This window comes from Jiella sp. M17.18, assembly GCF_041027365.1.
Lineage (GTDB): Bacteria > Pseudomonadota > Alphaproteobacteria > Rhizobiales > Rhizobiaceae > VKMB-3413.
Genome location: NZ_JBFTEH010000002.1, coordinates 382472 through 394698, shown reverse-complemented (window position 1 = coordinate 394698; position 12227 = coordinate 382472). Strand labels below are relative to the sequence as shown.

The window sequence follows — 12227 nt, the reverse complement described above, 5'->3', positions numbered from 1 at the left end:
CGACGTCGGAGGCGGCGCACCCGCTCTAGCGCTTGCGTTCCTTCAGCGGCGTGATCGAACCGGTCGCTTCATCGGCCGCGTCGGCACCCGCCTCGCTATCGGTATCGGTCGGCGCGGCCGCCGGTGCGTGCAGGTCCGGGTCGGGCGAGGCGGGGCGCTCGGCCTCGACATCGTTCGCCCGCGGCGCCTCGCCATGCTCGGGCACGCGCGCGTCCTCCTTCGCTCCGAAGGGATGCACCGGCCGTTCGCCTTCATGCGATCTGTCGCTCATGGGTCGTCTTTCGCTGCTGTCGTTCTCTTCGGCTGTCATGATACGACAATGCCCGGCGCGCCCGCTGGTTCATCGCGCATCGGCAGCAGGATCAGCGCGAGGACGTCTCGCCGCCGGCGTCGAGCTCGAGGAAGCGGCGGGTGAGCTTCGGGATGTTGTCGCGCACCCAGGTCGCCATCGCCTCCTCTTCGGCGAGGGACTCCTTGAGAAGCGAGACGGTACCGGCGTGCGGCGACGCCTCGGCCATGGTGATCAGGCCGATGTAGCTCGCCGCCTCGAAATTCTCGAAGGCGAGGTTGGCGAAGCTGTTCTTCAGCACCTCGTCGCCGGCGATGACATGGCCGAGCGCCGCCATGTTGCCGCTCAGGGACAGCGCCGCGTCCTTCAGGCCGGAATGGGATTCGCCGATCGAGGAGAGGATTTCCTCGACGCGCCGGATCTGCGTCTCCGTCTCGCCCCGATGCATCCGCAGCCGCTCGGCGAGGTCGGGGTAGCTCTTGAGCCGGTCGAGCTGGCGGTCGATCAGGGCCAGTGCCTGGTTCTCGACCGCGTGAACGTCCCGAAGGCCGACAATGAAGTGGGAGGTTGCGCTGTCGCTGAGCGTGGTTGCCATGGAGCGTCTCGCCTTGCCTTTGTGCCGGCTGCACCGCCAAAGGGCGCGCCGGGAAAACCGATTGGCGAAGGAAGCGTGGCCGGCAAATTCTCGTTCCGGCGCCTGGCCGGCGAAATCGTCAGCCTGCTACGAAGCGGCGAAAGCGGCGCGCCGGGTGGGAGCGGCAAGGGTGTCGGGCGCGGGCGGCTTTCCGGCGCTTTGGCCGGCCGGGACGCTGGTCCGGGCCGCCGCCCGCGCCCGCGGCGGCGCGTCGTTCTGCCGCGCCTTGCGGCCGTGGCTCCGGCATTGCTCCGGGCCGCATGAGCGCGAGGCCGAAGGCTTCGGTCGTCGCCCTTCCTAATAGGGCGGCTGGACCTTCGCCTTCTGCGCCTTCGCGGCGTCCGTCCACCATTCGAGGTCGGCGGCGAAGCGGCCGAAGCTCTTTTCGAGCGCCGCCCCGGCGTCGCCGGTCGGCTGCGCGCTGGCATCGAGGGTCGCGGCGATCGGGCCGACCGAGAGCGACGAGGAGATGACGACCATCCCCATCTCGGACAGCGTGCCGTGCCAGACGAGCCCGGAGCGCACGCCGGACAGGCGGCCGGCGGAATAGCTGGCGATCGCCGCCGGCCGCCAGAACCATTCCTCCAGGAAGTGGTCGGTGAGGTTCTTCAGCCCGGGCTGCATGCCCCAATTGTATTCCCCGGTCACGAAGACGAAGGCGTCCGCGGCGACGATCTTGCCGGCGAGCGTCTCCAGCGCCTCCGGCGCCTCGCCCTTCGGATATTCCTTGTACATGCGGTCGAGGATCGGCAGGCCAACCGCCTGGGCGTCGATCAGCTCCACGTCGTGGCCACGCTCTGCGAGTTGGGCGACGAGGAAATTCGCCAGCCGGATGCCCATCCGGTCGCGGCGGTAGGAACCATAGAGGACGAGGATGCGGCTGGACATCTGGAAGCGCCTTTCCGTTCGTGCGCGAGGCGGGTTGCCTGCCGCATGGTAACGGATCGGGACGCGGGTCTTCCAGATGGTCCTCGGGCTTGCGGCAGGCGGCCGCGCCGCGCCGGTTCAGGCGGCCTTCACCTTCGCGCCGGCCGCTTCCTGCCGGCCGGGCCACGACTGCATGAACTGCTGGACGACGATCTTCAGCTGTTCCGGTTTGGCGCCGCTGGTGGACTGCACGGTGAGACCGTTCGCCACGGTGGCGACGAAGCGGCCGAGGCTCTGCGTGTCGGTGTCGGGCGGCAGGTCGCCGTCGGCCTTCCAGCCTTCGAGGCGGTCGCACAGCCACTGCAGGTTCGACATGCGCCGCGACAGGAGGTCCTGCTTCACGGCGCCGCCTTCCGGGCTGCAGACGAGCGCGCCCTGGACCATCAGGCAGCCGCAGGGCGCCCCTTCGGGCTGTTCCGCCCCGGTGAACAGCATCAGGAAGCGCTCGATCGCACGGCGCGACGAGGGATCGTCGAAGATCGCGTCGACAAGTGCCAGCCGCTGCTCGGAATAGCGATCGACGGCCTTCCTGAAGAGCTCTTCCTTGTTGCCGAAGGCGGCGTAGAGGCTCGGCTTGGTGATGCCCATGGCGGCGACGAGATCGGCGAGGGAGGTGCCTTCGTAGCCCTGTCGCCAGAACAGGTCGATCGCCTTGTCCAACGCCTCGTCGATGTCGAATTCCCTCGGGCGGCCCTTGGCCATCTCCTCGTCCTCCGCAGCTGCTCGTTCGTCTCTACCTATCGGAGATATATAGGAATTCCCTGAATTTCTGAAAGCGCTCGCGGTCCGGACGGCGGCGGGAGGGCCCGCCGCCGATCTTCAATGTGTCTCGGCGTGTGTCGCTGCCAGCGGCTCCGCCTCCGCCTCGTGGACCCGCGTCAGCGGCCGGCCGCCGGCGAGCGCACGCACGAGAACGTAGAACACCGGCGTCAGGAAAATGCCGAAGGCGGTGACGCCGAGCATGCCGGCGAAGACGGCGACGCCCATGGCGGCCCGCATCTCCGCTCCCGGACCGGTGGAGAGGACCAGCGGCACGACGCCCATGATGAAGGCGACGGACGTCATCAGGATCGGGCGCAGGCGCAGCCGGCTCGCCTCGACCGCCGCCTGGCGCGTCGGCATGCCGGAGATCTCCAGGTCGCGGGCGAATTCGACGATCAGGATGGCGTTCTTCGCCGACAGGCCGACCAGCACGACAAAGCCGATCTGGGTGAAGATGTTGTTGTCGCCGTGATCGAGCCAGACGCCGACCAGCGCGGCGAGGATTCCCGTCGGCACGATCATGATGATGGCGAAGGGCAGAGTGAGGCTCTCGTACTGGGCCGCGAGGACCAGGAAGACCAGGAGCACCGCCAGCGGGAAGACGATCACGCCGGAATTGCCCGCGATGATCTGCTGATAGGTGAGGTCGGTCCATTCGAAGCCGATGCCCTTCGGCAGCGTTTCCGCGGCCACCCGCTCCACCGCCGCCTGTGCCTCGCCGGAGGAGTAGCCGGGCGCCGGGCCGCCGTTGATGTCGGCGGACAGGAAGCCGTTGTAGCGGATCGCCCGCTCCGGCCCGGCGGTCGGCGTCACGGTCATCAGCGCCGAGAGCGGCACCATCGCGCCGTTGGCGGAACGGACCTTCAGCCGGCCGATGTCCTCCGGCTGGCTGCGATCGGCGGCCTCGGCCTGGACGCGCACGGAATAGGTGCGGCCGAACTTGTTGAAGTCGTTGATGTAGAGTGAGCCGAGATAGATCTGCAGCGTGTCGAAGACGTCCGTCACCGAGACGCCGAGCTGGTGCGCCTTGGTGCGGTCGAGGTCGGCGAAGAGCTGCGGCACCGAGATGCGGTAGCTGGAGAACATCCCCGCCAGTTCCGGCGCCTGCCGCGCCTTCGCCAGGAAGTCGTTCGTCGCCTTGTCGAGCGCCTCGTAGCCGAGGCCGGCGCGGTCCTCGAGCTGCAGCTTGAAGCCGCCGATGGTGCCGAGGCCCTGGACCGGCGGCGGCGGGAACATGGCGATCATCGCGCCGCGGATCCCCGCATATTGCTGGTTCAGCGCTCCGGCGATCGCGCCGCCGGAGAGGCCCTGCCGCTCCTCGAACGGCTTTTCGGTGACGAAGACGACGCCGGCGTTGGAGCTGTTGGTGAAGCCGTTGATCGACAGGCCGGGGAAGGACACCGTGTTCTCGGCGCCCGCCTGCTTCAGTGCGATCTTGTCCATCTGCTCGACGACCCGCGTCGTGCGGTCGAGGCTCGCCCCGTCGGGCAGCTGTGCGAAGCCGACGAGATAGCCCTTGTCCTGCGCCGGGACAAAGCCGCCGGGCACCTGGTTGAACATGAAGACCGTGCCGCCGACGAGGAGGAGCCACACGCCGACGACGATCGTCTTGTGCGAGAACAGCCTGCCGACGCCCTTGCCATAGGTCCTCGAGCCCAAGCCGAAGGCCCGGTTGAAGCTCCGGAAGAACCAGCCGAAGAGGAAGTCCATCGTCCGAGTCAGCCGGTCCTTCTTCGCGCCGTGCCCCTTGAGGAGCAGCGCGGCCAGCGCCGGCGACAGCGTCAGGGAATTGGCCGCCGAGATCACCGTGGAGATCGCGATGGTCACCGCGAACTGGCGGTAGAACTGGCCGGTGAGGCCGGAGATGAAGGCGAGGGGCACGAACACGGCGACGAGTACCAGCGCGATCGCGACGATCGGGCCGGAGACCTCGCGCATCGCCTTGTAGGTCGCGGCACGCGGAGCCAGTCCCTCCTCGATGTTGCGCTCGACGTTCTCGACGACGACGATCGCGTCGTCGACGACGATGCCGATGGCCAGCACCAGACCGAAGAGGCTGAGGGCATTGATCGAGAAGCCGAGGAGGTAGAGCGCACCGAACGTGCCGACGATCGACACCGGCACCGCGATCAGCGGGATGATCGAGGCGCGCCAGGTCTGCAGGAAGACAATGACGACGATGACGACCAGAACCACGGCCTCGAGCAGCGTGTGGACGACGGCCTCGATCGAGGCGCGGACGAACTGTGTCGTGTCGTAGACGATCTCGTAGTGGACGCCCTCCGGCATGCGGGTCTGCAGCTCGTCCATCGTCTTGTGGATGGCGTCGGAGACGGCGATCGCGTTCGAGCCCGGCGACTGGAAGATCGGCAGGGCGACCGCCGGTTTGCCGCCGAGCAGCGAGCGCAGCGAATAGCCGGACGCGCCGAGCTCGATCCGCGCGACGTCGCGCAGGTGGACGACGGCGCCGTTCGGCGCGGTCTTGACGATGATGTCGCCGAAGGCTTCCGGCGTGTTCAACCGCCCCTCGGCATTGACGGAGAGCTGCAGCGCGACGTCGCCGTCGGTCGGCGGCGCGCCGATCTGGCCGGCGGCGGCCTGGACGTTCTGCTCGCGGATCGCCGCGACGACGTCGCTCGCCGACAGGCCCTCCGCCGCGACCTTCTGCGGATCGAGCCAGACGCGCATGGAATAGTCGCCGGAGCCGAACACCTGGACGTCGCCGACGCCCGGTATCTGCGCCAGCCGGTCCTTGACGTTGATGACGGCGTAGTTGCGCAGATACTTCAGGTCGTAGCGCCCGTCCGGCGAGACGAGGTGGACGACCATCATCAGGTCGGGCGAGCTCCTCTGGGTGGTGATGCCGAGCGAGCGTACTTCTTCGGGCAGGCGCGGCTCGGCCTGGCTGACGCGGTTCTGGACGAGCTGCTGCGCCTTGTCCGGATCGGTGCCGAGGGCGAAGGTCACGGTCAGCGTCAGCGCGCCGTCGGCGGTCGCCTGGCTGGACATGTAGAGCATGCCCTCGACGCCGTTGATCTCCTCCTCGATCGGCGTCGCGACGGTCTCGGCGATGACCTTCGGATTGGCGCCGGGATACTGCGCGCGCACGACGATCGAGGGCGGCACAACCTCGGGATATTCCGAGATCGGCAGGGCGCGCATGCCGATGAGGCCGCAGATCAGGATCAGGACGGACAGGACGCCCGCAAAGACCGGGCGGTCGATGAAGAACTTCGAGATGTTCATGGGGATCGCTCCGGATCGTGCGAAGTCGGGCGGGAGGACGAGCGGCCGCCGTCCCGTCCGCCGGCGCGGATGAGCGGCGGCAGGCAGGTTCGGGTCGTGCTGTCTTCGATGGAAGTCAAAAGGGCGACGGCCCGGCCTGGAGGTGGGCCGGGCCGTCGCTTACCGGTCGCGCGTCATTTGGCGGCGGCCAGCGCGACGGGTTCGGGGGAGACGAGGGTTCCGGGGGCGAGGGCCTGGATGCCGTCGGTGACGATGCGATCGCCGCTCTTCAGCCCGTCGGAGACGACGCGCAGGCCGTCGACCGAGGCGCCGAGCTCGACCTTGCGGTAGGCGACCTTGCTGTCGTCGCCGACGACGAGGACGTATTTGCGGTCCTGGTCGGTGCCGACGGCGGTCTCGCTGATCATCAGCGCGTCCTGCGGCTTCGGCTGTCCGAGCCGGACCCGCACGAACTCGCCGGGCACGAGCGCGCCGCCGGGATTGGCGATCTCGGCGCGCACCCTAAGCGTGCCGCTGTCGGTGTCGACCTCGTTGCCGATCAACTGGACATGGCCGCGCACCGTCTGCGGCACGCCCTTGCCGCCGAGCCGCTGCACCTCCACCGGGAGCTTTCCCACCGCCGGAAGGCCGTCCGCTCCGGCCGGCAGCGCCGACAGGATGTCGGCGATGTCGCTCGCGGCGACGTCGAAGCTCGCATAGATCGGATCGACGGAGACCACGGTCGTCAGCACCGGAGAGGAAAGACCGGCCGCGACGAGATTGCCCGCGGTCAGCTGAATCTGTCCGATCCTGCCGGCGATCGGCGCCCGAACCTCGGTGTAGCCGAGGTCGAGTTCGGCCGCCTTCAGCGTGGCCTTCGCCGCATCGGCGTTGGCGACGGCCTGGTCGTAGGCGCTGGAGCGCTGGTCCAGCGTGCTCTGCGAAACGGTGCGGGAGGTCGCGAGCGACTTCGCCCGCTCGACCTCCAGCGCCGCGAGATGCACCTGCGCTTCGGCCGCCTCGACATCCGCCCGCGCCTTGGCGACGGTCGCCTGATAGGGCGCGGGGTCGATCGTGGCGATCAGGTCGCCCTTCTTGACGAGCGCGCCTTCGCGAAAGTGGAAGGCCTCGATCGCGCCCGCCACGCGGGGCCGGATCTCGACCCGGTCGACCGCTTCCAGCCGGCCGGAGAACTCCTTCCACAGGGTGACAGGGCGGGGCTTCACGGTCGCGACCGGCACCGGAATGGCCTTTGGTGCCGATGCCGGTGCGGGCGCTTCGGTGGCGACCGCGTCTTCCGGCCGGTTGAGCGCCACGGTGGTGGCGCCGGCGGCGACTGCGATCGCCAGGCTGGAGCTCCAGAGGAGCTGACGGATGCTGGTCTTCTTCATCTTCGTCACTCGCAAAAGGGAGAGGCGGAACTGGCGGCCGCAGGTTCGGCGGCTCGCCTGATGCAAGGTGCTGGATCGATCGCCTGGACGTGCCCTCGCCGGGCCGGGCAGCGCTCACCTCCGGCGGCGGCGGAGCCGACGGCCGTCGGTGAAGCCGCCCTGCGGACGCGATTCTCGTGAGTCGGTGCGGCGGAGTCTCAGCGGCGGGTGGTGGCCGGAGCCGGTGCCCCGGCCGCGATTTCGACATCCTGCATGACTGTCTCCATACCGTCCGCCGCCGTGGCGCGCGGGGCGCTCGATCACCAGTCGGCAACATCTATACCAATCGGTACGGATCAGGTAGGCGGATGCTGCACCGCGGTCAAGGCGGAAAATTACCGATCGGTATAGAAATATTTTCTGCGCCGCCCAGAGCCACGGTCCGACGGCGGAAGACGCGACCGGCGGTCTCAGGGACGCCTGCCGCTCCGGTCGCCTACCGGAGTGGTCGGAAGCCGGCTTTCGTCGCGGTCGGGTCGGTCAGGGACTCGAAGAATTGAAGCTTGCCGAGGTCGACGAGGCCGCCGAGATTTGAGGGGGACGGGGGACCTCGGGCGCCGGCCTGCCTGCTCGCCTGCTGCAGGCGTGTCCGCGTCGCCGCGTCCTCTCAGGGCAAAGCGGAGATCAAATGCGGCGCATCCGCGGCCGAGGCCGGCTTGGCCGGCCTCGGGGAGGGCGCATCGGGGAGAGGACGCGCGATGCGCGCTGGTCGCGGGCTGACCTGGCTGAGCGCGCTGGTCAGCCAGCGCGGGGTCTCAGGTCAGACGTTGAACTTGAAGTTCATCACGTCGCCGTCGGCGACGACATATTCCTTGCCCTCGTCCCGCGACTTGCCGGCTTCCTTGGCGCCGGTCTCGCCGCCGAGCGAGACGAAGTCGTCGTAGCCGATGGTCTGGGCGCGGATGAAGCCCTTCTCGAAGTCGGTGTGGATCACCCCGGCCGCCTGCGGCGCCTTGGTGCCGCGGCCGATCGTCCAGGCGCGCGTCTCCTTCGGGCCGGCCGTGAAGTAGGTGATCAGTTCCAGAAGCTCGTAGCCGGCACGGATCAGCCGGTCGAGGCCGGGCTCGGTGAGGCCCATGGCTTCGAGATAGTCGCCGACATCCGCCTCCGGCAGCTGCGCGATCTCGGCCTCGATCGCGGCGGAGATGACCACCGACTTCGCGCCCTGCCGCTTCGCCATCTCGGCGACGGCCTGCGAATGCGCATTGCCCGTCGCGGCGTCGGCTTCCGCGACGTTGCAGACATAGAGGACCGGCTTCGAGGTCAGGAGGTTGAGGTTCCTGAGCTCGCGCTTCTCTTCCGCATCGAGCGAGCCGAGCAGCGTGCGGACGGGCTGGCCGGCGTTCAGCTTCTCCAGCGCCTTCTCCATGACGGGCAGGGCAGCCATTGCCTCCTTGTCCTTGCCGGTTGCCCGCTTGCGCGTGTTGACGACGCGCCGCTCGAGGCTCTCCAGATCCGAGAGCATCAGCTCGGTCTCGACCGTCTCGGCGTCGGCGACCGGGTCGATGCGGCCCTCGACATGGGTGATGTCGTCGTCCTCGAAGCAGCGCAGCACGTGGACGATCGCATCGACCTCGCGGATGTTGGCGAGGAACTGGTTGCCGAGCCCTTCGCCCTTGGATGCGCCGCGCACGAGACCTGCGATGTCGACGAAGGTGATCCGGGTCGCGATGATGTTCGCGGACTTGGCGACCGCCGCGATCTCCTTCAGCCGCGGATCGGGCACCGGCACGTCGCCGGTGTTCGGCTCGATGGTACAGAAGGGATAATTGGCGGCGGCCGCCGCCGCCGTCTTGGTGAGAGCGTTGAACAGCGTCGACTTGCCGACATTCGGCAGGCCGACGATCCCGCATCTGAAACCCATGGGGTCGTCCTTCGGAAAATGCTGGTGGTGCGCCCGGAGCGCCGATTGAGGAGGTGTTTGCCGCCTTCCGGGCGGAGGGTCAACAGCCGCTTCGGCGACTGGGTGGGCGGCCGTCGGGGAGGGCGCGACCGTCTGGCCTAGTCTTTGCCGCCGAACAGCCGCTTCAGCATGTCCGCCATCGGACCCTTGTCAGGCACCTTGACCTGCGGCCCGGCGCCGCGTGCCTGGCGGATGTGGCTCTGGCCCTTCGCCGGCTTGGCGGCCTTCGCGCCGATCGCCGACGACGACCCTTTCGCGCCCGCCGGCTCTTCGCGGCCGCCGGTCGCGACGCTGACCTTGTTCATGAACAGCGCGTCCTCGCCCTCGGCGAGCGCCCCGACATTGCGGGCGACGGCGTCGAGGAAGGGCTCCAGCCATTCCCGGTCGACCTTGGCGAAGTCGCCGAGGACGTGCGGATTGACCTTTTCCTTCGAGCCGGGATGACCGATGCCGAGCCGGACGCGACGATAGTCCTTGGTGCCGAGATGGGCATCGATCGAGCGTAGCCCGTTGTGGCCACCATGGCCGCCGCCGGTCTTCACCCGGAGCTTGCCGGGAGGCAGGTCGAGCTCGTCGTGGACGACGACGATGCGGTCGGGCTCCAGCTTGTAGAAACGCGCCGCCTCGCCGACCGAGCGGCCGGACTCGTTCATGAAGGTCTGCGGCTTGAGGAGCAGCACCTTCTCGGGTCCGATCTGTCCCTCGGCGATCTCGGCCGAGAACTTCTTCGACCAGGGGCCGAAATTGTGGGCCCTGGCGATCTCGTCGACCGCCATGAAGCCGATATTGTGCCGGTTGCCGGCATAGCGGGAGCCGGGATTGCCCAATCCTGCGATCAGCAACATTCCCGGCTCCCCTGCTTCTCGTCGGTTCAGATCGTGCGGCGCGAGCCGTCCGATCAGTCCTCGTCGCTCTCTTCGACTTCCGTGGCCGGGGTCGCCGCGGCCTCGTCGGCCTCGCCTTCCTCCGAACGCAGCGCCGCCGGCGCGGCGACGGTCGCGATGGTGAAGTCGCGGTCGGTGATCGTCAGCGTCACGTTCGCCGGCAGCGTCAGCGCCGAGGCGTGGATGGAATCGCCGATGTTCACGCCGGTCAGGTCGATCGTGAAGGCTTCCGGTATGGCGTTCGCCGGAGCCTGGACCTCGACCTCGTGGCGCACGACGTTGAGAACGCCGCCGCGCTTGATGCCGGGCGCCTTCTCTTCGTTCTCGAAATGCACCGGCACGTCGACCGTCACGCGGCTCGTCTCGGAAACGCGCAGGAAGTCGACATGCATGAGGAAGTCGCGGACCGGATCGAGCTGATAGTCCTTCGGCAGGACCTGGATCTTCTCGCCGTCGACCTCGATCGTCGCCACATGCGTCATGAAACCGCCGGCGTGCAGCGCCAGGAAGGTCTCCTTGTAGGGCAGGGCGATCGAGAGGGGTTCTTTCTTGTCGCCGTAGATGACGGCGGGGATCATTCCGTTGCGGCGCAGATGTCTGGCGGCCCCCTTGCCGACCTGGTTGCGCGCCTCGGCTTTGACCGTGAAGGCCTGGCTCATGGCTTGTTCCTTTTTCGTCGAGGTGGTCGAACGGACCCCATGCCCGGAACGACGAAAAGCGGGCCGCGCAGCGAAAGCCGGCGGGAACCGCTCAACTCCGCGCTGCCTCCAAGGGTGTCTGCGCGGACGGGCGGGTCATACCGCAGCGGCGCGGGATCGGCAAGGCCGTCGGCTGCGCCGCGTCGGCGCCCGGTAGCCGACCCGCGCGCGGAATGCCCGCCTCTCCGATCGGTGACAGGTTGGGCTGCGCAGTGGGCGGTCGGCTCCGTCGCCGGTCCTCAGAACGGCAGCTTCGACGTGAGCGCCAGCTGCTGCGAGGTGCCGTCGCTGGTCTCGAACGTGCCACGATAGCTGAGCGCGACGTCGAAGCTCTTGCCGAAGGTGATGTCCGTGCCGATGCCGACGGACAGGCGCCGGTTACCCGTCGACGGGTCGGTGATGCGGTGATGGTTGGCGGCGGGATCGGCGATCAGCGAGATCGCCCCGTCGCTCGAAAAGGTCCTGTCGCGGCCGGCCTCCACCTCCGCCCAAGGGCTGACGCTGAACCAGTCGGCGAGACGCGTCGCGAGATACCGGGCTTTCAGGCCGATCGACGAGCGCAGCGAGACCTGCGACTGCGAAGAGAAATTCAGCGCCTCGGCGTCTCCGGCTTCGGAATAGGGGCGCAGGTGGATCGCGTCGACGGCGAGCCGGCCGTAGGGCTGCAGCGTCGCGTCCCCGACGCGCTGCTCCAGGCCGACGGAGACCTGTCCGAAGGCAACGCCGCCATTGCGGTGCCCGTACTCGGTGCCGTCGCCTTCGCTTGCCGCGCGGGCGTTGTCGAGCTGCAGCGCGCCGATGCCGGCCAGGCCCTCGACGAAGCTCGACTCCTTCGGATGATAGGAGGCGTAGCCGGCGACGCTGACGGCCGAAGCGCCGATGCGCGTGCCGTTGCTGCCGACCACCGTCTCGTCGGTGTCGAGGCCGACGCCGCCGCCGACCGACAGGTCGGCGCTTTGCCTCAGGTCGAAGCCGCTGCTGATGCCGGTTGCGACATAGTCGAAGCCGAGCCGCGGCGTGTCCTCGGCCAGCGAGCCGAAGGTGACGTGGCCGTTGGCCCAGGCATGGGTTTCCCAGCCGCCGCACAGCGCCCGGTCGGTGGCGCTGTCCTTCGACTGAAGTGTTGGATTGGCGCCCCTGGGCGGAGCGTCGCCGCTCGTGATCAGCGTGTCCCAGGCGTCGTGCTCTGCCTGGTTCTGCGTCAGCGAGAGATCGACGCTGATCCTCTGGCAGGTGTCGCCACGCAACTCGCTGAGACGATTGCCGAAATTGTCGAGCTGGGTCGTCGCCACGCGGCTCGCGATGTCGTTCTGGCCGGAAAAGCTGCCGGTGAGATCGGAGTTGCCGGCGATCGCCGACAGCGAGGCGGCATCGGCCTCAGCCGGAGGGCCGGCCTCGGCAAGTCCTGCGAGCATCGCGCCGGCAGCCGCGACGGCGAGGAGCCGCCGGGCTCCTTGCCCGCGATGTCGTTGCGG

General features: G+C 68.5%; 10 protein-coding genes. All 10 read right to left on the bottom strand.

Going from position 1 to position 12227, the window contains the following annotated elements:
- Positions 1-25: 25 nt before the first annotated feature.
- The gene (locus AB5S17_RS05295; protein ID WP_369236898.1) at positions 26-310 is read right to left on the bottom strand and encodes a hypothetical protein; all 285 of its coding nucleotides are present in this window, start codon (positions 308-310) and stop codon (positions 26-28) included.
- Between the two features lie 52 nt (positions 311-362).
- On the bottom strand, positions 363-884 hold the full coding sequence (locus tag AB5S17_RS05290) for a ferritin-like domain-containing protein (protein ID WP_369236896.1): 522 nt from the start codon (positions 882-884) through the stop codon (positions 363-365).
- 336 nt (positions 885-1220) lie between these two features.
- Positions 1221-1811 (bottom strand): NADPH-dependent FMN reductase, encoded by a 591-nt coding sequence (locus AB5S17_RS05285; RefSeq protein WP_369236894.1) that lies wholly within the window; start codon positions 1809-1811, stop codon positions 1221-1223.
- Between the two features lie 117 nt (positions 1812-1928).
- Complete coding sequence (locus tag AB5S17_RS05280) at positions 1929-2552, bottom strand: TetR/AcrR family transcriptional regulator (RefSeq protein ID WP_369236892.1); 624 nt, start codon at positions 2550-2552, stop codon at positions 1929-1931.
- A gap of 117 nt (positions 2553-2669) precedes the next feature.
- The gene (locus AB5S17_RS05275; protein ID WP_369236890.1) at positions 2670-5858 is read right to left on the bottom strand and encodes an efflux RND transporter permease subunit; all 3189 of its coding nucleotides are present in this window, start codon (positions 5856-5858) and stop codon (positions 2670-2672) included.
- Between the two features lie 173 nt (positions 5859-6031).
- Positions 6032-7228, bottom strand: coding sequence for an efflux RND transporter periplasmic adaptor subunit (locus AB5S17_RS05270; RefSeq protein WP_369236888.1), 1197 nt, complete (start codon positions 7226-7228; stop codon positions 6032-6034).
- A 799-nt stretch (positions 7229-8027) separates the two neighbouring features.
- Positions 8028-9131: a redox-regulated ATPase YchF gene (gene ychF / locus AB5S17_RS05265; protein WP_369236886.1), complete on the bottom strand. Its 1104-nt coding sequence runs from the start codon at positions 9129-9131 to the stop codon at positions 8028-8030.
- Between the two features lie 137 nt (positions 9132-9268).
- Positions 9269-10015, bottom strand: coding sequence for an aminoacyl-tRNA hydrolase (gene pth / locus AB5S17_RS05260; RefSeq protein WP_369236884.1), 747 nt, complete (start codon positions 10013-10015; stop codon positions 9269-9271).
- Positions 10016-10068: 53 nt separating this feature from the next.
- The gene (locus AB5S17_RS05255; protein WP_369236882.1) at positions 10069-10713 is read right to left on the bottom strand and encodes a 50S ribosomal protein L25/general stress protein Ctc; all 645 of its coding nucleotides are present in this window, start codon (positions 10711-10713) and stop codon (positions 10069-10071) included.
- A gap of 278 nt (positions 10714-10991) precedes the next feature.
- Entirely contained in the window at positions 10992-12167 is a 1176-nt protein-coding gene (locus AB5S17_RS05250; RefSeq protein WP_369236880.1) for an autotransporter outer membrane beta-barrel domain-containing protein, read from the bottom strand.
- Positions 12168-12227: the final 60 nt, after the last annotated feature.